Source organism: Streptomyces xanthophaeus (assembly GCF_030440515.1).
In the GTDB taxonomy this organism is placed as follows: Bacteria; Actinomycetota; Actinomycetes; order Streptomycetales; family Streptomycetaceae; genus Streptomyces; species Streptomyces kutzneri.
The window spans coordinates 7,216,889-7,235,920 of the sequence record NZ_CP076543.1 but is presented as its reverse complement, the minus strand read 5'-3'; the positions used below and the strand labels follow the sequence as shown (position 1 = coordinate 7,235,920).

The window sequence follows — 19,032 nt, the reverse complement described above, 5'->3', positions numbered from 1 at the left end:
AGGGCGCCGGGTGCCGCCGCTCAGCCCAGCCCGCCGACCCGGAGTGTGATGTTCAGCCGCCCGGTCAGCCCGAGCTCCCGCGGGCCCGTGCCCGGCAGGACCTTCGGCACCCCGTGATAGGCCAGCCGGCTCGCCTCCCCGAAGACGAAGAGATCCCCGCTGCGCAGCTCGACGTCCCGGTACGGGCGCCCGCGCGAGGCGGTGTTCCCGAAGCGGAAGACGCAGGTGTCGCCGAGGCTGAGCGAGACCACCGGCGCGGTGGACCGCTCCTCGGCGTCGCGGTGCATGCCCATGCGGGAGTCGCCGGCGTAGAAGTTGATCAGCGCGATGTCGTAAGCCGGTCCCGGCTCGAGCCCGGGCCCGGGCTCCGGCGGGTCCCCGTACGCCGCGGTCACCGCTTCCCGCCCCAGCTCGGCGAGCCATGGCGGCATCGGCTTGACGGGTGCCCCGTCGCCGTCGACGGCGGTGCGCGCGTACCCGTACGGGTACCAGTGCAGGCCGAGGCACACCTGGCGGGCGGTCATCACCCCGCCGCCCGGGGTGCGTACGGTGCGCAGGCCGGCGGGCGGCCGGGCCCACGCGCGGCAGGCCGCCAGCAACTCGCCCTGGCGCCCCGCCCCGAGCCAGTCCGGCACGTGCACGGCGCCGGGGGCGATCACGGTCCGCTCGCGCGGGAAGAGTTCCCCGTCCATGGTGTCCATTGTCGCGGGCGGGCTGATAGGACTCACGGTATGGAGATCACCGAACATGTGAAGACCCTCGCCCGCGAAGGCGAGCTGCTCGCCGAGGTGGCCGAACGCGCCGGTACGGAATCCGCGGTCCCCACCTGCCCGGGGTGGCGCGTCACCGATCTGCTGCGGCACACCGGCTCGGTGCACCGCTGGGCCACCGCGTACGTCGCGGAGCGGCGGCTGGAGCCGGTGGGCTTCCCGGACGCGCCGGAGCTGGTCGGCGGCGAGCTGCTGGCCTGGTTCCGGGAAGGCCACGCGGACCTGGTGCGGACCCTGAACGAGGCACCGGCCGATGTGCAGTGCTGGACCTTCCTGCCGACCGCCCCGCCCTCGCCGGTGGCGTTCTGGGCCCGGCGGCAGGCGCACGAGACCACCGTGCACCGGATGGACGCGGAGGCCGCGCTCGGCGTGGTCTTCTCCGCGGTGGAGCCGGAGTTCGCGGAGGACGGGGTGGACGAGCTGCTGACCGGCTTCCACGCCCGGCCGCGCAGCCGGGTGCGGACCGCAGAGCCCAAGGTGGTGCGGGTGCGGGCCGCCGACACGGCCGCGGTGTGGACCGTACACCTGTCGGCGGAGCCGGCCCGTACGGTGCCGGGCGACACGGGTGAGGCGGCCGACTGCGAACTGACCGGCGAGGCGGCATGGCTGTACGAGGCCCTCTGGAACCGGACCCCGCTGGCGGGTCCGGGGGTGACGGGCGACCTGGCACTGGCCCGGCTGTGGACGGACACGGCCGGAATCTGACCCGGCCGGCGCCGGCCGCGGCGCGGGGGGCTTGTGACGGGCAGTGCGCGCTGTGACACTCCATGCATGGAGCGACGCACGCAGGCGGACCGGGACGCGATCACCATCGAGATCGGCTACGCCTTCGTCAGTGCCTGCTTCGCGGCCGCCCTCGCCTTCGGCGCGGTGTACGGGCCCGCGTTCGCGTTCTCCCTCGCCCCGTCGACGCGCCGCACCCTGGCCGTGGCGGGCGTGATCCTGGCGGCGGCCGTGTTCCTGCTCCGGGTCACCCACGTGCTGCTCGGATTCGCCCGCCGTCCGGAGAACGACGGGCGCTGACCCTGGGCACGGCGAGGTGGCGTCGGTAGGGTCGGGCCTTCGACGATCACGGGGGTATGCGATGCGGTGGGGTTCGACGGCGGCCGGTGCGGCGCTTCTCGCGGTGGCACTGGCGGGGTTCACGGTCTCCTGCGACCTGGCGCCGGCCGCGCCGCCCGCCGTGTCCGCGCCTCCGGACGGGGGCGCGCTGGGGCCGTCGGATCCGAGCCCGTCGGGGCCCGCGCCGACCGGGGAGCCGACACCCCCCGAGAACCGGCCCGACAAGGTCCGGGACGCCTTCGCAAGACTCCAGGCGACGCTCGACGATTCGTGCGTTCCGGGCAACTGCGCGTACGTGCTCGGCCGGCTCGACGACGAACTCCACCGCATGGACCGTGCGATGAAGGCCGACCCGAAGGGCCCCGGCCACTTCCCCGAGCCGATCGCCCTGATCGCGAAGCTCGACGCGGAACTCGGCGGCAACGGGAGCACGGCGAACCTGGAGAAGCACAAGGCGCTGCTGATCGAGACCCGCGACCGGATCAACACCTGGATGCAGGGCCACCCCGACGACTACCGCTGACACGGCACCCGCGAAATCCGGGTGCCGTGTCCGGGGCGGCCCGCCAGGATGACGGGCATGAGCGGTGAGACGCGCGCGGGAAGTCGGCAGGGCACGGACGAGGCGGGGCGCCCGCTCGCCTTGGTCACGGGGGCGGGACGTTCGGCGGGGATCGCGTCGTCCGTCGTGCTGGACCTGGCCCGGGCCGGGTGGGACGTGGCCTTCACCTACTGGACCCCGTACGACGCACGGATGCGGTGGGGCATGGAGTCGGGCGCGCCCGAGGAGCTGCGGACCGAGGTGACGTCCTTGGGGGCGAGAACGTACGCGGTCGAGGCGGACCTGAGCGACCCGGCCGTGCCGGTGCAGCTCTTCGACAGCGTCGAGGAGGCGCTGGGGAACGTCACCGCGCTGGTGCTCTGCCATTGCGAGTCGGTCGATTCGGGCCTGCTGGACACCACGGTGGAGAGCTTCGACCTGCACTTCGCGGTCAATGCGCGGGCCACCTGGCTGCTGATCCGGGAGTACGGGCTGCGGTTCCGCGGGCGGCACGGCAGCGGACGGATCGTCAGCCTGACCAGCGACCACACCGCCGGCAACCTGCCGTACGGAGCGAGCAAGGGCGCGCTGGACCGGATCACGACGGCCGCCGCCCACGAGTTCGCCCACCTGGGAGTGACCTGCAACGCGATCGATCCCGGTCCGACCGACACCGGGTGGATGGGCGAGGAGCAGAAGGCGGACCTGATCCGTTCGACTCCCCTGGGACGCCTCGGTGTGCCGCAGGACTGCGCGAACCTCGTCACGTTCCTCTGCTCCCCCGAGGGGGACTGGATCAACGCCCAGCTCCTGCGGAGCGACGGCGGCCTGGGCCGGCCCTGATTCGCCCGGTGACGGCCCTCAGCCGAGGGTGGCCGCGTACGTGGTCTGGGTGCGGTACTTCCATGTCGGGCCCGCGTTCCAGGGGTTGGGCATGATCGCGCTGGTCGCGTACGCGTAGCCCGCGCCGCGGTCGAAGGCCGTACGCAGGGTGGCGCGCATCGCCCCGGGGTCGGGGACGTCGTGGACCAGGTGCCAGAACGCCGTGCCGCTCGGGTCGAGTTCGGCGCCGGAGCGGTAGCCGGAGAGGTGGTCGAAGACGTTGCCGCCGAGCCAGCCGGCGCCGGTGTACGCGGCGTACGTGTCCTCGAACGTGACGAAGACGTCCGCGGTGCGGTGGCCCGGCTCCAGGTAGCAGTCGGCTATGGCGGTGCCGGGGTTGTTGACGACGAGGTCGGGGGCGGCCGGGTCGGCGGCGTCCATGGCGTCCTGGACGTAGCGGCGCAGATCGGCGTAGTAGTCGCGGGTGGCGTTGGCGGGGCCGCAGTCGCGGCTGACGACGTCGAAGAAGATGCCGTCGACGTGGAGGCGGCCGTCGGGGGTCTTGAGGTAGTTGTCGACGGAGGCCTTGGCCGCGGCGATGTCGCGGTTGCCGTGGTCGGTGTGGACGTAGCCGAGCACCCGGGTCTTCTCGCCGGTTGAGGTGGTACGGGTGCGCAGTGCGTCGGCGCGGGCCCGCCAGGGGCCGTCGAACGGGGAGTCGCCGTTGCCCGGGTTCAGTACGACCACCGAGGGGGCCGGAGCGGTGGCGGTGAGGTCGGTCAGCATGGGGTCGTTCGCCCAGACGTACGCGGGGACGGCGATCTCCAGGCCCCGGACGCCGGGCGTGCGGGGGGTGGGGGGCGGGTTGGGCGCCGGCGGGGCGGCCTGCTGGGAAGCGTCGCGTGCCGCGGCGATGATGGCGGGCGCCGATGCTGCCAATAAGGCAGCGACCAGGGCGGCGTACAAGGCCTTCACGGCGCGAGGCATGAACGTTCCTTCGGCGGAGGCGGGGGCGACCCGAGGAACACTAGACGGGCGGCCCATCGTTCAAGGCTGAACCGCCCTCATTCGTATGAGGAACAGAAGAGCGAGCCGTCCCCTCATCATGTGAATCTCCTGGATCTCCAGGACCTCGCTGATCACCACGACCTCCCGGGCCTCTTGGGCCTCCCGGGCCACCCGGCCCTCCCGGGCGTCCCGGGCGTCCCGGCCCTCCCGGGCGTCCGCCGGCGGTCCGCGCCGCCGCCCGCCCGTCAAACGGCCGGCAGTCCGACCCCGTGCGCGAGCTGGTCGGCGGCGTGCGCGAAGAAGGCGGCACGGTCCTCGACGACCCGGTTGAACTGGCCGAACAGTTCGAAGGACACCAGCCCGACCAACTGGGCCCAGGAGGCGACCAGAGCGGCGGTGACCGCCGGGGGCAGACCCACGGCGAAGTCGGCGGTCATCCGGTCGGCCTCGGGGCGCAGGGCGGGCGGCAGCGGCGGGAGGGCGAGGCCGGGGCCCTCGTACGCGGTGCGGAGGATGCCGATGAACGTGTTGGCGACGCGGGAGGCCGGACCCACGGTGTCGATGGGGGCGCTGTAGCCGGGAACCGGGGAACCGTAGATGAGGGCGTACTCGTGCGGGTGCTCCAGCGCCCAGGTACGGACGGCCTCGCAGACCGCGATCCAGCGGGCGCGGGGCGGGGCCCCGGCGGCGCGGGCATGGGCGTCGGCCGCCTCGGCGGCCGCGCCGACGCTGTCGTACGCGTCGATGATGAGGGCGGTGAGCAGTTCGTCCCGGCTGGGGAAGTACCGGTAGAGGGCGGAGGAGACCATGCCCAGCTCGCGGGCGACGGCGCGCAGGGAGAGCTTGGCGGCACCCTCGGCCGCGAGCATGCGGCGCGCCTCGTCCTTGATGGCGGCGGTGACCTCGATGCGGGCCCGTTCCCTGGCCCCTCGCACGGTGTTCATGCGGGTCAGTCTGCCACGCGAACGGAGCACTGCCCAGGAAACGGACTGCCGCTCCATTTCGAGAGCACTGCTCTTGCTTTGGCGCACCGATCCGTGCACACTGCTCTCAAGCGAGAGCAGTGCTCTCTCAATGAAGAAAGCGGCCCCGGAGGTCACGATGAACGCGCCCACCCCGTACTACGCCCAGGCGACCCCGTTCGAGACCCGCTTCAACGCGCTCTTCGGCAAGCTGGCCCGCTTCGGCATCAGCCTAGCCGGCAGCGCCGAGCTGTCGGTGCGCGGCCGCAAGTCCGGAGAGATGCAGCGGATCCCGGTCAACCCGCACACCTACGAGGGCGCCCAGTACCTGGTCTCGGCCCGCGGCCACTCCCAGTGGGTCCGCAACATGCGGGTGGCGGGCGGCGGCGAGCTGCGCGTGGGGCGCAAGGTGCGCGCGTTCACCGTCACGGAGATCACCGACCCGGTGCAGAAGGCCGCCGTCCTGCGCACCTACCTGGAGAAGTGGGGCTGGGAGGTCAACCGGTTCTTCCAGGGGGTCACCGCCAAGTCCTCCGACGCCGAACTGCAGGCGGCCGCCGGCGACCACCCGGTCTTCCGGATCACGGTGTCCGGCTGACCCGGTGTCCGGCTGACCCGGTATCCGGCCGGCCCGCCCCAGCGGGCGTGACACGCTGTCCCGCATGGAGAACACCATGGTCCGCGGGCTGGTCCTGCCTGTGCAGCTGACGTCACTGCTCCGCCAAGGCCGGTGGCGTCATCCCGGGGACGCGGAGATGGCAAGGCTGATTCCGTGGTTCGAGGAACCACTCGACATCCTTGCGAACACGGAGCAGATGACGAGGGAATCCCGGTCCATGGACCGCTTCGCGGACGATGCGCGCTCTTCTGCCCTGTTCCGCGAAATGCGGGGCAGCAGTCAGCAGGCCGCGGTCGAACTGCCCTGGCTGGATGTCGAGCAGGCAGTCCTCGTCGCCGTCAACCGCCACGCCGGGGACGACGTGGCCCTGGCGCTGGACTACCGCACAGATCCCTCCGATCCCCGCGTGGTGGGCAGCGACTTCTGGACGAACCCCCGCCGGTGCGAGTGGCGCCTGGTCACGCCCACTTTCTCGGCCTTCGCCCACGCCCTGGGCCTTTAGCGTGGTCATCGTCGTGCCCGGATGAGGATGGCGGCGGTACGGAACGAACCGAGGCCGTCGGCCGGCCCAGTGTCTGCCGCGGACCGGATCGGCCGGCATCAACGGCTCGATCCGGTCCCACCTCGCATCTGTGATCACCAACCGGACGGAGATGTCCGGTCAGCTGACGAACCCGTCAGAGAAACACGGGCTAGCCCTGGCCGCCGCCGCTGCGGGCCGCCGCCTGCCGGGCGTCCATCATGTGCAGCGCCTTGCGGGCCAGCGGGTACGTACGCACCAGGTCGGCCAGCGTCGTCGAGCCCCGCGTGATCCGGGCGAACGCCCGCCACGCCGGGCCGAAGCCGGTGATCGCCGCGTGCAGCAGCCGCGGCTTGGCCTCGAAGAGGTGCAGCATCCGCGTGCCGACCCCCATCTCCACGCCCAGCCCGGCCTTCACCGCGAAGGCGTAGTTGAGGGCCTGGCGGCGCGCGTCCACCGCGTCCTGCGCCTCGGAGATCTTCACCGCCCACTCCCCCGCCAGCCGCCCGGAGCGCAGCGCGAAGGAGATGCCCTCCCGGGTCCACGGCTCCAGCAGTCCGGCCGCGTCGCCCGCCACCAGCACCCGGCCGCGCGAGAGCGGCGAATCGGGCTTGCGGCAGCGGGTCAGGTGCCCGGAGGAGACGGCCGGTTCGAAGCCGGCGAGACCCAGCCGGGCGATGAAGTCGTCCAGGTAGCGCTTGGTCGCGGCGCCCTCGCCCTTGGCCGAGATGACCCCGACGGTCAGGGTGTCGCCCTTGGGGAAGACCCAGCCGTAACTGCCGGGCAGCGGGCCCCAGTCGATCAGCACCCGCCCCTTCCAGTCCTCCGCGACCGTCTCGGGGACGGGGATCTCCGCCTCCAGGCCCAGGTCCACCTGGTCCATCTCCACCCCGACGTGCGCGCCGATCCGGCTCGCGCTGCCGTCCGCGCCGACCACCGCGCGGGCCAGCACGGTCTCCCCGTCGGCGAGCACCACGGCGACGGTGCGCCGGTCGGGAACGGCCGCCCCGTGCTGTTCGACGCGGGCCACGGCCGTACCCGTACGGACGGTCGCGCCGGCCTTCTCCGCCTCGGCGACCAGGCCGGCGTCGAACTCCGGACGGTTGATGAGCCCGAACAGCATGTGCTTCGAGCGCCGGGTGCGGGTCAGCTTCCCGTCCATCGAGAAGGTGACCGCGTGGATGCGGTCCTTGAAGGGCAGCACGAAGCCGGGGGGCAGTGCGTCACGCGAGGGGCCGATGATGCCGCCGCCGCAGGTCTTGTAGCGGGGCAGTTCGGCCTTCTCCAGCAGCAGGACGCGCCGCCCGGCCGTCGCCGCCGCGTACGCGGCCGAGGACCCGGCAGGTCCCGCCCCGACCACGACCACGTCCCACACCTCGCCGGTCTCCCCGGCCGCCTCGTCGCCCGTCTCGTCGCCCGCCCGCTGGGCGTCCCGCCCCGTGCCCGTGCCCGTGCCACCGCCTGCTTCTGCGCCCGCGTCCATGCCCGCTCCTGCGTCCATGCCCGCGCCCGCGCCTGCGTCTGCGTCGCGTACGTCGTCGTCGCTGCTCACGATGTGTTGCTGCTCCTGATCACCCGGTTGCTCCGATGCCGGGGAAATCCTACGGCGAGACACCGCCCCGTCCCGCTGTGCGAGGATCAAGACTGTCTTTCGCCGTACCCGGCATACGCACACCCCGCGGATGCGGGCGGCGTACACGGAGAACAACGTCGCACCCAAAAGGAGCGTGCCCATGTCCCAGAATCCGATCGCCGAGACCATCGCCTCGCTGATGCCCCGCGCCAAGCAGGAGCTGACCGAGCTGGTGGCCTTCCAGTCGGTGGCGGACTGGGCGCAGTTCCCCAAGAGCGAGAGCGAGGCCGCCGCGAACTGGGTGGCCGACGCCCTGCGCGTCGAGGGTTTCCAGGACGTGGCGCTGCTCGACACCCCCGACGGCACCCAGTCGGTCTACGGTTTCCTGCCCGGCCCCGAGGGCGCGCCGACCGTGCTGCTCTACGCGCACTACGACGTCCAGCCGCCGCTCGACGACGCGGCCTGGACCTCCCCCGCCTTCGAGCTGACCGAGCGCGACGGCCGCTGGTACGGGCGCGGCGCGGCCGACTGCAAGGGCGGCTTCATCATGCACCTGCTGGCGCTGCGCGCGCTGAAGGCCAACGGAGGTGTACCGGTAAGCGTGAAGGTGATCGTCGAGGGCTCGGAGGAGCAGGGCACCGGCGGCCTCCAGCAGTACGCCGAGGCGCACCCCGAGCTGCTGACCGCCGACACCATCGTCATCGGCGATGCGGGCAACTTCCGCCTCGGCCTGCCGACGGTGACGGCCACCCTGCGCGGTATGTGCCTGGTCAAGGTGAAGATCGACACGCTGGGCGGCAACCTGCACTCGGGCATGTTCGGCGGCGCCGCCCCCGACGCACTGGCCGCGCTGATCCGCGTACTCGACTCGCTGCGCGCGGCGGACGGCTCGACGACCGTGGACGGGCTGGCCTCGGACGAGGTGTGGGACGGCCTGCAGTACCCGGAGGCGGACTTCCGCGCCGACGCGAAGGTCCTGGACGGTGTCGAGCTCATCGGCGAGGGCACGATCGCGGACCGGCTGTGGGCCCGCCCGGCCGTCACGGTCCTCGGCATCGACTGCCCGCCGGTGGTCGGCGCAACGCCGTCGGTGCACGCGAGCGCCGGCGCCCTGATCAGCCTGCGGGTGCCGCCGGGCGTGGACACCGCTGCGGCCGTCAAGCTGCTGCAGGCCCACCTGGAGGCGCACACCCCGTGGAAGGCGCGCCTCGAGCTCGAGGTCGTCGGCCAGGGCCAGCCGTTCCAGGCGGACACCGACAGCCCGGCGTACGCGTCGATGCGCACGGCCCTGGAGGCCGCCTACCCCGGCCAGGAGATGCAGATCAGCGGCATGGGCGGGTCGATCCCGCTGTGCAACACGCTGACCTCCCTCTACCCGGACGCGGAGATGCTGCTGATCGGGCTGAGCGAGCCGGAGGCGCAGATCCACGCGGTCAACGAGAGCGTGTCGCCGCAGGAGCTGGAGCGCCTGTCGGTGGCGGAGGCCCTCTTCCTCGTCAACTACGCGGAGTCCAAGCGCGCCTGACAGCGGCGGGGGCGGTGTCGGCCGCAGCGTGGAGTACGCCCGGGGTGCAGTACGCCCCGGGCGTACTGCGCTCCCGGCGAACTCGGCGCCGGACGGGCCCGGCCGTCCGTACGTTGGCCGTATGGATCTTGTCGAAGTGCTCCCGAACCGGCTCCACATGCTCCGCTTCCCCATCGGCCAGGCCTACCTCTGGCAGGACGGGGAGGCCCTCACCCTGATCGACGCGGGCCATGCCGGATCCGCCGACGGGATCGAGCAGGCGATACGTTCCCTCGGGCTGGCGCCCGAGCGGCTGGAACGGATCGTCCTCACCCACTGCCACCGCGACCACGTCGGGGCGGCGGGTGAGCTCGCCGCCCGCCGGGGCGCGCGGGTGCTGGCCCACCGTCTGGACGCACCGGTGATCCGGGGCGAGCTGCCCGTGCCCGAACCGGTGCTGCTGGACTGGGAGGTCCCGCTGTACGCGCACGGCCTGACGGTCCCCGAGGCCCCGCCCACCCCGGTCGACCACGAGCTGGAGGACGGGGAGGCGCTGGGCTTCGGGGACGGGGCGTACGTGGTGCACGCGCCGGGCCATACGGACGGCAGCATCGGGATCCACCTTCCGCGCCACGGCGTGCTGTTCACGGGGGACTGCGTGGCGGCCGTGGGTCCGCCGATGCTGGGCGTCTTCAACGTGGACCGCGCCCGGGCGATCGAGACCTTCCGGCGCCTGGCCTCGCTCGCCCCTTCGACCGCCTGCTTCGGGCACGGCGATCCGCTGACGGAGAACACGGCGGAGGCCCTCGCGAAGGCGGCGCAGGAGGCGGCCGCTTCCGGCTGAGGCCCGCCCGCCCCCGGGGCCGCCCGCACGCTCCCGGCGGGCCCCGGGGGTCGGCCCGGCCTCGGTGGTTCCCGGGCGTGGTGCCGCAGGATCATGCGCACGGCCGTGCGGGAGGGAGTCAGCCGTATCGCCGTGTCGCACAGGGTGACCGCCTGGCTGCGCCGACGAGGGCATGCGCGGCCTGACCCACCGCGCGGGCGACCGCCGGGCGGCCATGCCGCCCGGCACCACGTCGGCGTACTACCGCACCCCGGCCGCGCTGCTCACGGCACTCGTGACCCGGCCCGTCCACCTCGACCGGGCGGAACTGCAGGCGGCGGCCGAGCGGTTCCCCCTCCTGCGCACCGCCGGGGAACTGGTGGACGGCACGGCGCTGCTCACCCGCCGCCGGCTCACCGGGGAGGGCCGCCGCCGCTCGCCCGCCCGGCACGCCTGCACCGTGGAGAGCGTGCGCGACCCGGAGCTGCGCAAGATCCTCGTACCGCGCGAGAGCGCCGGCCGCGGAGCCGCCCGGCTGTTCCTCGCCGGGCACGTCGTGTGCGGGGCGGTCTTCGACCGGCTGGTGGGCGGTGGCGACGTGCCGCGCGAGGCCCTCGAAGGCCTCGTCGCCGCCGCCCTGCGTCCGGCGGGACGGGCGGATCAGCCGGTGGGGACGCCCGCCTCCAGGTAGAGGGGGCGGCCGCGTTCGCGGGCGCGCAGGGCCCAGCGCAGGCGTTCGTGGCGGTGCTGCGGGAGCAGACCGGCGGCCTCGGCCTCCGTGACGAAGCGCCAGGCCCGCAGTTCCGGGCCGGGCAGCCGGAGCCGGGCCGCCGCCTCGTCCGAGAGGCGGCCGCCGTCGAAGAGCAGGCGCAGCCCGCCGTAGCCGGGCGGCTGGGGCGACTCCCAGTCGACCACCAGCAGCCCGGGCGTCCGTTCCAGTACGACGCCCAGTTCCTCCGCGACCTCCCGTACGCCCGCGGCCGCGGGTGCCTCGCCCGCTTCGACGACTCCGCCCGGGAACTCCCAGCCCGCCTTGTACGTCGGATCCACCAGCAGCACCCGGTCCTGCTCGTCGAAGAGCAGCACCCCGGCCGCAACCGTCTCCCGGGTGGGCTCCGGGGTCTGCACGATGTCGCAGACCTTCGCCGTCTCCGAGCGGACGGCCTCGGCGATGCGCTCCGCCGTCTCCCGCGGGGTCAGCACCCCGTTGTCGATGACGTGCGCGTCGCCGGTCAGCCAGCCGAGGGCCTGCTGGTAGACCGGGATGTGGTCGTACGCCCACTGCCGGACCCGGAGCTCGACCTCCGCGGGGTCCCCGGGTTCCCGCCGTGTGGCGATCCGCTCCCGAAGGATCGTTTCCTCAGGAGCCAGCAACACATGCCGCACCGGGATCCGACGAGCCGCCAGCCCGCCGAAGATCTCGTCCCGGTACTCCTGGCGCAGCAGCGTCATCGGTACGACGAGCACCCCGCCCAGTTCGGCGAGCATCGCCGCGGCCGTGTCCACCACCAACCGGCGCCAGCTCGGGAGGTCCTGGTAGTCGGTGACCTCCGCCAGTCGTTTCGGCGGCAGCAGCACGCGCAGGGCGTCGCCGATGAACTCCGGGTCGAACAGGGTGCTGTCCGGCAGGATTCCGGTCAGTTCGCGGGCCGTGCTGGTCTTTCCGGCGCTGAATGTGCCGTTGATCCAGACAATCACGTCTACCCCTTTCCCCATGGCTCGTCCGGAGCCCCCAGTGGCTTGCCCGCCCCAGCCTGCCACGAAAACCTCACGATCGGCCCAGTGCTTATCCTCAAGGTCACAGCCCTGCCCGTGAGCCCCGGAGGATTCGCCACCGTGCCCCACAACCGCCGCCCGTCCGAGCCCCGCTACGGCAACCGGCCGACCATGAAGGACGTGGCGTCCCAGGCGGGCGTCGGCCTGAAGACGGTGTCGCGCGTGGTCAACGGTGAGCCGGGGGTGACCCCCGAGACCGAACGACGGGTCCAGCAGGCCATCGAGGCCCTCGGCTTCCGCCGCAACGACAGTGCCCGCGTGCTGCGCAAGGGCCGTACCGCCACCGTGGGCCTGGTCCTGGAGGATCTCGCCGACCCCTTCTACGGCCCGCTGAACCGGGCGGTGGAGGAGGTGGCCCGCGCGCACGGGGCGCTGCTCATCAACGGCTCCAGCGCCGAGGATCCGGACCGGGAGCGGGAGTTGGCGCTCGCGCTGTGCGCCCGCCGGGTGGACGGGCTGATCGTGATCCCGGCCGGGGACGACCACCGTTACCTGGAGCCGGAGATGCGGGCCGGTGTGTCCACGGTGTTCGTGGACCGCCCGGCCGGGCGGATCGACGCGGACGTGGTGCTGTCGGACAGCTTCGGCGGTGCCCGGGGCGGGGTGGCCCACCTGATCGCGGGCGGCCACCGCCGGATCGGTTTCATCGGCGACCAGCCCCGCATCCACACGGTGGCGGAGCGCCTGCGCGGCTACCGCGCGGCGATGGCGGACGCGGGCCTGCCGGTGGCGGAATCCTGGATCTCGCTCGGGTCCACGGCTCCGGCACGGGTCGCGGCGGCGGCCGGGGCGATGCTCACGGGCCCGGACCCGGTGACCGCCGTCTTCGCGGGCAACAACCGCGTGACGGTGACCGTCGTACGGGTCCTCGCGGCGCACGGCCGGCCGGTGGCGCTGGTCGGCTTCGACGACTTCGAGCTGGCCGATCTGCTCCGTCCGGGGGTGACGGTGGTCGCCCAGGACCCGGCGGCCCTGGGCCGGGTGGCCACGGACCGCCTGTTCCAGCGCCTGGCGGGCGCGGACCTGACCCCGTGCCGCATCGAACTGTCGACCCGGCTGATCCCCCGCGGCTCGGGCGAACTCCCCCCGGCCGGCTGAGCCTTCACCGGATCAGGCCGCGCAGCACGGGCACGGCCGCCCCTGCGGCGGCGAGCCCGGCGAGCACGGACAGGGCCACGCCGGTACCACCGAGGAAGGTCAGGCCGCCCGCGGCGAGGCCGATCAGGATCGCGGCGAGCATCACGACGGCGGCGTGCAGGGTCACGAAGGGCGCGTCGTCGCCCGGAGGTGTGGTCATGCCTCGATGGGAACAGGTCGCCGGGCCCGGCCCCGCCTCGGCCGAACGGATCCGCAGCACGGCGATGCCCGCCGAACTCCCCTGACAGGACAGAGGCGTTCGCGACCGTTCGGTGAAGTTCGGGACCGGGGACGGGCGACCCCCTAGCCTGGTGTTCCGCACGGTTCGGGGAGCTGGATGGACGGGCAGAGCACCTTCGGGGACGAACTGGGCCGCTTCGCGGCGGACTTGCGCCGTCTGCGCATCGAGCGGGGCAATCCCTCGTACCGGGAGCTGGGATCGCGTGCGGTGAAGACCGGGGTGGGCGGGCGGCTGCCCGTCGCCACCCTGAGCGACGCCTTCCGGGGCAAGCGGCTGCCAGGGCTGGACAAGCTGATGACGTTGGTGCGGGTGCTGCACTCGTACGACGAGTACGGCCGCCCGACCGCCGCCCCTCCCCACACGTCCCCCGCGTTGGACCCCTGGCGGCAGCGCTGGCGGGCTCTCGCCGCTCAGCAGCCGTCCGCGCCGGTCCGGGAGCGCGGTGTCCGCCACCCACAGGGCCCGCCTCCCGCCGCAGCGGCCGCCTCCGGCCCGCCGTCCCCGCCGCCCGAGGCGTCCCCACCCTCCCCGCCCTCCCCGCCCTCCCCTCCGCCCGAGGCGTACACGAGGTCCCACGTACTGACCAGCGCGCGCAACAACATCGGGGTGGCGTTCTCCCCCGACGGCGGCCTCCTCGCCGTCATGGGCGAAGACGGAACGGTGCAGTTGTGGGACCCCGTCGACGGCCGCCCCACGGGCGAGATCAGGACCGACGCGTCCCCCTTCACGTTCGCCTTCTCCCCGGCCGGCCCCAGGCTGGCGATCGGGGCGGAGGGCTTCCAGGGCGCGGTGCAGCTCTGGGACACCGAAAGCCTCACCCCGGTGGGTCCGCCGATGCCCTGCGGCAGCGCCATCGACGTGGTCGCGTTCACCCCCGACGGCCGCACGCTCGTCGCGGCCACCGACAACGAGGTGGTCCATCTGTGGGACACCCGGACCGGTAAACCGGCGGGCGGTCCCCTCGTGGGTCACATCGGGGAGGTCTGCGCGCTGGTCTGCCGTCCCGACGGAACACTGCTCGCCGCCTTGTCGGGACGGCACTCGGTCCGCCTGTGGGACCTCGGGGCGGGCGCGAGCGTGGGGCGGCCGCTCGGCATCGCGGAGGGTGATCTGTACGCGGTCGCGTTCTCCGCCGACGGCGCTCTGCTGGCCACCGCCGGACAGAACGGGGCGCAGCTGTGGGACACCACCACGGGCCTCGTGCACGGCCCGCCCCTCCACCCCGGACACACGGTGTCGGGGGTGGCCTTCTCGGCCGACGGGGCCCTGCTGGCCACCACCGGCGCGGACCGCACGGTGCGCCTGTGGGATCCCGCCACCGGGGCCTGCGCCGCCCCGCCGCTGGCCGCGCCGACCCAGCGCTCCGAGCTGCTGGACCGGCTCGTCTTCTCGCCCGACGGACGCACCCTGGCGAGCTCGGGTGACGGTCGCACCGTGGTGATCTACCACCGCGTGCCGGATCTCCGCTCGCTCGCCGACCGGGCCCTGGCCGCGGCCTTCGGCGAGCGGCACGCCCTCGCGCTGCCGGCCCTGTCCTCCGGCACCGGGGTACCGCTGTACGACGTGGCGTTCTCGCCGGAGGGCGAGCGCGTGTACGCGCGCACCCAGGGCCGGGAGATCATGGTGTGGGACCCGACGACCCGCGCCGAGCTGCCCGAGACGCGGCCGCTGCCGGAGGAAGGGCCGTGCGGTCTGGAGTTCCCGCTGGAGCGCGGCCCCGCAGCCCTGTGGACGTGGGACGGGCGCGACGGCCCGCCGAGCCGCCCGGTCTCCCTGGTCGGACGGGTGACGTTCACCCCCGACGGCCGCAGGGCCGCCTGGATCGGCGCGTCGGGCTGGGTGCGGCTGTGGAACGCGGTCGACGGCGGCCTCGCGACCGTCCACCTTTCCCCCGGAGCGGACAGCGCGACGACGCTCGCGTACGCTCCCGACGGCCGGATGCTGGCCGTGGCCGTGCACCACCGGGTCGAGATCTGCCATCCGGACGCAGCCCGGAAGGTCGGTCCGCTACTGACCGGGCACCGGACCTCGGTCCGGGCCGTGGCGTTCTCCCCGGACAGCGCGCTGCTGGCCACCGCCGATGACCGCGGAATGGTACGCCTGTGGCACACGAGCGGTGATCACCCCGTCGAGGGCCCGGTCGTCGACGCCCACGACAGCCGGGTGAACGACCTCGCCTTCGCCCCCGACGGACGACTGCTCGCCAGCGCCGGTGCGGACGGCACCGTGCGGTTGTGGGACGCGCACGCGGGCGTTGCCGCCTTGCGCCTGCCGTTGACGGGGCACACCGGCGCCGTCCGGGGTGTCGCCTTCGCCCCGGACGGGAGCCTGCTCGCCGCCGCCGGGGAGGACGGCACCCTGCGGTTGTGGATGCTGCCGGGCCCGCACACGGCGGCGGCCCGGCCCCGGTGGTCCGGGGGCGGGCCGCTCACGCCGTGAGCCGGGGTCAGCTGGTCGCCGTCAGCGTCGCCGAGCGGCGCGGGATGGCGAAGGCGTCCAGTTCCGCGCGGGTCAGGCCGGTGAGGGCGGTGACCTCGTCGGTGCCCACCGCGCCGCAGTCGAGCCCGCGGACCAGGTAGCCGGCCAGGGCCTTGGCGGTGGCCGGCTCGTCCATGACGTCGCCCTCGATCTTGGCGACGTACGCCTTCAGGCGCGCGGCGGCGGCCTCCAGGCCCTCGCGGTAGAAGGTGAAGACGGCCGCGTAGCGGGTCGGCAGGTGCGCCGGGTGCATGTCCCAGCCCTGGTAGTAGGCACGGGCCAGGGCACGGCGGGTCAGGCCGTAGTGCAGCTTCCAGGCCTCGTGGACGTGCTCGGTGGTGCCGATCGGCAGGACGTTGGTCGAGCCGTCGGAGACGCGTACGCCGGTGCCGGCGGCCGCGACCTGCATGATCGCCTTAGCGTGGTCGGCGGCGGGGTGGTCGCTCGACTGGTACGCGGCGGAGACGCCGACGCAGGCGCTGTAGTCGAAGGTGCCGTAGTGCAGGCCGGTGGCGCGGCCCTTGGAGGCCTCGATCATCCGGGCGACGGTGGCGGTGCCGTCGGAGGCGACGATGGACTGGCTGGTCTCGATCTGGATCTCGAAGCCGATCCGGCCCGGGCGCAGGCCCCGGGTGGTCTCGAAGGCCTCCAGCAGCTTGACGAAGGCGCTGACCTGCTCGGCGTAGGTGACCTTCGGGAGGGTCAGGACGAGGCCCTCGGGGAGGCCGCCGTGCTCCAGCAGGCCGGAGAGGAAGATGTCGGTGGTGCGGATGCCGCGGTCGCGGACGTTGGACTCCATGCACTTCATGCGGATGCCCATGTACGGCGCGTTGGTGCCGTTGGAGAAGGCCTCCGACACGAGGCGGGCGGCGCGGGCCGCGGCCTGGTCCTCCTCCTCGTCGGAGCGGACGCCGAAGCCGTCCTCGAAGTCGACGCGCAGGTCCTCGACGGGCTCGCTGAGCAGCTTGGCGCGGACGCGGTCGTAGACGGGTACGGCCAGCTCGTCGGAGATGCCGAGCACCTTGGCGAAGGTGGCGGCGTCCGGGGCGTGCTCGTCGAGCGCGGCGAGGGCCTGGTCGCCCCAGGAACGGATGGTGTCCGCGGCGAAGACGTCACCGGGTACGTAGACCGTGTGGATGGGCTGCCGGGTGCCGGGGTCGCCCGGGTAGTGGCGCGCGAGTTCCGCGTCCACCGGCGCGAGGGAGGCGCTGATGCCCTCGCTGACCGCGCCTGCGAGGCTCGTCGCCACCTTCTCCTGCTGACCCATCGTGCACTCTCCTCTTTTCCGCTTCACGGAAGCTTAGATCCGCATAGCAGAATTTAGTCACGGGGTTCCGCTCCGTCAATGGTCCCCCCGCCGTCCTGGACAAACGACTCGGGGCCATGTGGTGACAAACACCACACAGCCCCGAAGCCGAAGAGTACGCAGGTCAGCAGCTACGGGGCCGGATCAGGCCGGGGCCTGCGCCTCCTGCAGGCGGGGAACGAAGACGGCCGTGACGAGGGCTGCGGCCGGCCACACCGCCAGCCCCCAGCCCACAGCCGCGTAGACGGCTCTGCCGTCGGCCGCCAGGATGCCGGCGAACACCACGGCGTTGAACAGACCGGCCTCCGTACCGAGCCAGGCCACCCAGGGGTCCCGCCGGGCCACCGCGCCCACCACCCCTCGGACGAAGTGGGACAGGAACAGCAGCACGAACCCCGACAGGAGCAGGACCAGCACCCCCACCCACCACGGGGCCGGCGGCCAGAACAGCAGCAGCACACCGATGAGTACACCGGCCGTCAGCGCCGCCGCGACCCCCCGGCTCTCCTCCTCGGTCACGTCGGCGGAACTCCTGGAGACGAGGAACGCCAGCAGGCAGGCGAGCAGTGCGGCACCGAGCGTCCGGAGGGTCAGCGAGCCCCATTCGCCGAGGACGACGAGCTGGGTGTACACCCCGGCGGCGGCGAGCAGCGAGCCCCACAGGAGCCTGGGCCGGGTACCGGGTACCGACGAAGCCGGGATCGGGTGGCGGGTCCCGGCGCGCACGTCGGGGCCGGCCGGAGGCGCATCGGTTCCCAGGGCGGTCTCGGTGTCGCGCCCGGGCGCCGGATCGGCGACCGTCCGGGAGCGGGACCGGGAACGGGCACCGGCCGCCCCCTTGCGCAACCGGTCGATCACCTGCTGCGCATCGGCCGGCCGCGACGAGGGCTCCTTGGCCAGCAGCTCCAGCACCAGCCGCTCCAGCTCCTCGGGCACCCCGGGCCGGAGGTCCCTGATCGGGGCGGGCTCACCGGTGAGGTGCTGCGAGAGCACCGACAGCCCGGAGCCGGTGAACGGCGGCCGGCCGGCCAGCAGTTCGTACAGCATGCAGCCGAGGGAGTACAGGTCGCTGCGGCCGTCGATGCGACGGTCGCCGCGCGCCTGCTCCGGGGACATGTAGGTCGGCGTGCCGATGGCCGCGCCGGTGGCCGTCAGACCGGTCCCGGTCTCCTCCGCGAAGCGGGCGATACCGAAGTCGCAGATGGTGACGTCGGCCTCGGCGGGCCCGTGGACCATGATGTTGGCCGGCTTGATGTCCCGGTGAACCACACCGGCCCGGTGTGCTGCGGCCAGGCCCTCGCAGATCTGGACCGCCCACCGGACCACGGCGGCGGGGTCCACCCCCGAGCGGTGGTCGCGCAGGACGGCGGTCAGGGGCCGCCCCCGCACCAGCTCCATCACGAGGAAGAGCACCGGGCTGCCCTCGACCTCGACCTCGCCGTGGTCGTGGACGGTCACGATCCGGGGATGGGTCAGGCCCGCGGCCGTGCGGGCCTCTTTGCGGAACCGCTCCTCCAGGAGGTGGTCACCGGCCACGCCCCGGGAGATCACCTTGACCGCGACCTCCCGGTCGAGCCGCAGGTCCCGGGCCTGCCACACCTCGCCCATCCCACCGGCCCCGAGCCTGCGCTCCAGCCGGTAACGCCCCTCCAGTAACGCGCCCCGCATCGGAAGAACTCCCTCCCCGCTCCCTGGGGGGTGTCGTGTCGATCAGGCCGGGCTCGCGGGGCCTGGCACCGCGCCCCGATCCGGCCTGGTCGACACGACACACCCTGGCCCTCCCCGGGCCGGATCGCAGCCTACGCCCCTCCCGCGACCTCGCGAGATGGGTTGGAGGAGAGGTCCCCCGCCCCGGGGACGAAGAGGGTGCGAAGACGACGAGGGCCTCCC

The 19,032-nt window shown here is 73.4% G+C and carries 19 protein-coding genes and 1 pseudogene; 11 read left to right on the top strand and 9 right to left on the bottom strand.

Annotated features, from left to right (window positions below):
* Window positions 1-20: 20 nt before the first annotated feature.
* Complete coding sequence (locus tag KO717_RS32255; protein ID WP_301372976.1) at window positions 21-692, bottom strand: alpha-ketoglutarate-dependent dioxygenase AlkB family protein; 672 nt, start codon at window positions 690-692, stop codon at window positions 21-23.
* Between the two features lie 39 nt (window positions 693-731).
* Between KO717_RS32255 and KO717_RS32250 the strand changes: the two genes are divergently transcribed.
* From KO717_RS32250 to KO717_RS32235, 4 genes are all read left to right on the top strand, one after another.
* Window positions 732-1,475: a maleylpyruvate isomerase family mycothiol-dependent enzyme gene (locus tag KO717_RS32250; RefSeq protein WP_301372975.1), complete on the top strand. Its 744-nt coding sequence runs from the start codon at window positions 732-734 to the stop codon at window positions 1,473-1,475.
* A 66-nt stretch (window positions 1,476-1,541) separates the two neighbouring features.
* On the top strand, window positions 1,542-1,793 hold the full coding sequence (locus tag KO717_RS32245) for a DUF6332 family protein (RefSeq protein WP_301372974.1): 252 nt from the start codon (window positions 1,542-1,544) through the stop codon (window positions 1,791-1,793).
* A 61-nt stretch (window positions 1,794-1,854) separates the two neighbouring features.
* Window positions 1,855-2,355 carry a hypothetical protein gene (locus tag KO717_RS32240; RefSeq protein WP_301372973.1) on the top strand — a complete coding sequence of 167 codons (501 nt, stop codon included), beginning with the start codon at window positions 1,855-1,857 and terminating at the stop codon, window positions 2,353-2,355.
* A gap of 57 nt (window positions 2,356-2,412) precedes the next feature.
* Window positions 2,413-3,216, top strand: coding sequence for an SDR family oxidoreductase (locus KO717_RS32235; protein ID WP_301372972.1), 804 nt, complete (start codon window positions 2,413-2,415; stop codon window positions 3,214-3,216).
* 18 nt (window positions 3,217-3,234) lie between these two features.
* Here the strand turns inward: KO717_RS32235 and KO717_RS32230 are convergent, their stop codons facing one another.
* Together KO717_RS32230 and KO717_RS32225 are read right to left on the bottom strand one after the other, a co-directional pair.
* Window positions 3,235-4,182, bottom strand: a complete 948-nt coding sequence (locus tag KO717_RS32230; protein ID WP_301372971.1) for a spherulation-specific family 4 protein — start codon at window positions 4,180-4,182, stop codon at window positions 3,235-3,237.
* Between the two features lie 266 nt (window positions 4,183-4,448).
* Complete coding sequence (locus tag KO717_RS32225; protein WP_301372970.1) at window positions 4,449-5,147, bottom strand: TetR/AcrR family transcriptional regulator; 699 nt, start codon at window positions 5,145-5,147, stop codon at window positions 4,449-4,451.
* A gap of 157 nt (window positions 5,148-5,304) precedes the next feature.
* Here KO717_RS32225 and KO717_RS32220 point away from each other — a divergent pair, with 157 nt between their 5' ends.
* Both KO717_RS32220 and KO717_RS32215 read left to right on the top strand, forming a co-directional pair.
* Window positions 5,305-5,763, top strand: coding sequence for a nitroreductase/quinone reductase family protein (locus tag KO717_RS32220; protein WP_301372969.1), 459 nt, complete (start codon window positions 5,305-5,307; stop codon window positions 5,761-5,763).
* A 64-nt stretch (window positions 5,764-5,827) separates the two neighbouring features.
* A complete protein-coding gene (locus tag KO717_RS32215; RefSeq protein WP_301372968.1) occupies window positions 5,828-6,286 on the top strand; it encodes a hypothetical protein in 459 nt (152 codons plus the stop codon).
* 54 nt (window positions 6,287-6,340) lie between these two features.
* On the opposite strand, the pseudogene KO717_RS32210 reads toward KO717_RS32215, so the two are convergent.
* Window positions 6,341-6,439, bottom strand: a pseudogene (locus tag KO717_RS32210) (IS5/IS1182 family transposase); the annotation flags it as partial.
* Between the two features lie 37 nt (window positions 6,440-6,476).
* Window positions 6,477-7,679: a geranylgeranyl reductase family protein gene (locus tag KO717_RS32205; protein WP_367401590.1), complete on the bottom strand. Its 1,203-nt coding sequence runs from the start codon at window positions 7,677-7,679 to the stop codon at window positions 6,477-6,479.
* Between the two features lie 358 nt (window positions 7,680-8,037).
* Between KO717_RS32205 and KO717_RS32200 the strand changes: the two genes are divergently transcribed.
* From KO717_RS32200 to KO717_RS32190, 3 genes are all read left to right on the top strand, one after another.
* A complete protein-coding gene (locus KO717_RS32200; protein ID WP_301372967.1) occupies window positions 8,038-9,402 on the top strand; it encodes a dipeptidase in 1,365 nt (454 codons plus the stop codon).
* A 121-nt stretch (window positions 9,403-9,523) separates the two neighbouring features.
* Window positions 9,524-10,225 (top strand): MBL fold metallo-hydrolase, encoded by a 702-nt coding sequence (locus KO717_RS32195; protein WP_301372966.1) that lies wholly within the window; start codon window positions 9,524-9,526, stop codon window positions 10,223-10,225.
* Window positions 10,226-10,397: 172 nt separating this feature from the next.
* Window positions 10,398-10,895 (top strand): TetR/AcrR family transcriptional regulator, encoded by a 498-nt coding sequence (locus KO717_RS32190; protein ID WP_301372965.1) that lies wholly within the window; start codon window positions 10,398-10,400, stop codon window positions 10,893-10,895.
* On the opposite strand, the gene KO717_RS32185 is transcribed toward KO717_RS32190, so the two are convergent.
* The gene (locus KO717_RS32185; RefSeq protein WP_301372964.1) at window positions 10,865-11,902 is read right to left on the bottom strand and encodes an NUDIX hydrolase; all 1,038 of its coding nucleotides are present in this window, start codon (window positions 11,900-11,902) and stop codon (window positions 10,865-10,867) included. The two genes, KO717_RS32190 and KO717_RS32185, sit on opposite strands and share 31 nt — an antisense overlap.
* Before the next feature lie 189 nt (window positions 11,903-12,091).
* Here KO717_RS32185 and KO717_RS32180 point away from each other — a divergent pair, with 189 nt between their 5' ends.
* Window positions 12,092-13,078, top strand: a complete 987-nt coding sequence (locus KO717_RS32180; protein WP_301374894.1) for a LacI family DNA-binding transcriptional regulator — start codon at window positions 12,092-12,094, stop codon at window positions 13,076-13,078.
* Between the two features lie 4 nt (window positions 13,079-13,082).
* On the opposite strand, the gene KO717_RS32175 is transcribed toward KO717_RS32180, so the two are convergent.
* Window positions 13,083-13,277 (bottom strand): hypothetical protein, encoded by a 195-nt coding sequence (locus KO717_RS32175; protein ID WP_301372963.1) that lies wholly within the window; start codon window positions 13,275-13,277, stop codon window positions 13,083-13,085.
* A 177-nt stretch (window positions 13,278-13,454) separates the two neighbouring features.
* Between KO717_RS32175 and KO717_RS32170 the strand changes: the two genes are divergently transcribed.
* Window positions 13,455-15,797, top strand: a complete 2,343-nt coding sequence (locus KO717_RS32170; RefSeq protein WP_301372962.1) for a PQQ-binding-like beta-propeller repeat protein — start codon at window positions 13,455-13,457, stop codon at window positions 15,795-15,797.
* Window positions 15,798-15,804: 7 nt separating this feature from the next.
* Here the strand turns inward: KO717_RS32170 and KO717_RS32165 are convergent, their stop codons facing one another.
* Both KO717_RS32165 and KO717_RS32160 read right to left on the bottom strand, forming a co-directional pair.
* On the bottom strand, window positions 15,805-17,103 hold the full coding sequence (locus KO717_RS32165; RefSeq protein WP_301372961.1) for a DUF6986 family protein: 1,299 nt from the start codon (window positions 17,101-17,103) through the stop codon (window positions 15,805-15,807).
* A gap of 183 nt (window positions 17,104-17,286) precedes the next feature.
* Complete coding sequence (locus tag KO717_RS32160; protein WP_301372960.1) at window positions 17,287-18,810, bottom strand: serine/threonine-protein kinase; 1,524 nt, start codon at window positions 18,808-18,810, stop codon at window positions 17,287-17,289.
* Window positions 18,811-19,032 lie beyond the last annotated feature (222 nt).

Coding starts and splice junctions, on each gene's coding strand:
- KO717_RS32250 (WP_301372975.1), top strand. CDS start 732: ATGGAGATCACCGAACATGTGAAGACCCTCGCCCGCGAAGGCGAGCTG.
- KO717_RS32230 (WP_301372971.1), bottom strand. CDS start 4,182: ATGCCTCGCGCCGTGAAGGCCTTGTACGCCGCCCTGGTCGCTGCCTTA.
- KO717_RS32165 (WP_301372961.1), bottom strand. CDS start 17,103: ATGGGTCAGCAGGAGAAGGTGGCGACGAGCCTCGCAGGCGCGGTCAGC.
- KO717_RS32200 (WP_301372967.1), top strand. CDS start 8,038: ATGTCCCAGAATCCGATCGCCGAGACCATCGCCTCGCTGATGCCCCGC.
- KO717_RS32170 (WP_301372962.1), top strand. CDS start 13,455: ATGGACGGGCAGAGCACCTTCGGGGACGAACTGGGCCGCTTCGCGGCG.
- KO717_RS32175 (WP_301372963.1), bottom strand. CDS start 13,277: ATGACCACACCTCCGGGCGACGACGCGCCCTTCGTGACCCTGCACGCC.
- KO717_RS32215 (WP_301372968.1), top strand. CDS start 5,828: ATGGAGAACACCATGGTCCGCGGGCTGGTCCTGCCTGTGCAGCTGACG.
- KO717_RS32240 (WP_301372973.1), top strand. CDS start 1,855: ATGCGGTGGGGTTCGACGGCGGCCGGTGCGGCGCTTCTCGCGGTGGCA.
- KO717_RS32225 (WP_301372970.1), bottom strand. CDS start 5,147: ATGAACACCGTGCGAGGGGCCAGGGAACGGGCCCGCATCGAGGTCACC.
- KO717_RS32160 (WP_301372960.1), bottom strand. CDS start 18,810: ATGCGGGGCGCGTTACTGGAGGGGCGTTACCGGCTGGAGCGCAGGCTC.
- KO717_RS32220 (WP_301372969.1), top strand. CDS start 5,305: ATGAACGCGCCCACCCCGTACTACGCCCAGGCGACCCCGTTCGAGACC.
- KO717_RS32245 (WP_301372974.1), top strand. CDS start 1,542: ATGGAGCGACGCACGCAGGCGGACCGGGACGCGATCACCATCGAGATC.
- KO717_RS32195 (WP_301372966.1), top strand. CDS start 9,524: ATGGATCTTGTCGAAGTGCTCCCGAACCGGCTCCACATGCTCCGCTTC.
- KO717_RS32235 (WP_301372972.1), top strand. CDS start 2,413: ATGAGCGGTGAGACGCGCGCGGGAAGTCGGCAGGGCACGGACGAGGCG.
- KO717_RS32255 (WP_301372976.1), bottom strand. CDS start 692: ATGGACGGGGAACTCTTCCCGCGCGAGCGGACCGTGATCGCCCCCGGC.
- KO717_RS32190 (WP_301372965.1), top strand. CDS start 10,398: ATGCGCGGCCTGACCCACCGCGCGGGCGACCGCCGGGCGGCCATGCCG.
- KO717_RS32180 (WP_301374894.1), top strand. CDS start 12,092: ATGAAGGACGTGGCGTCCCAGGCGGGCGTCGGCCTGAAGACGGTGTCG.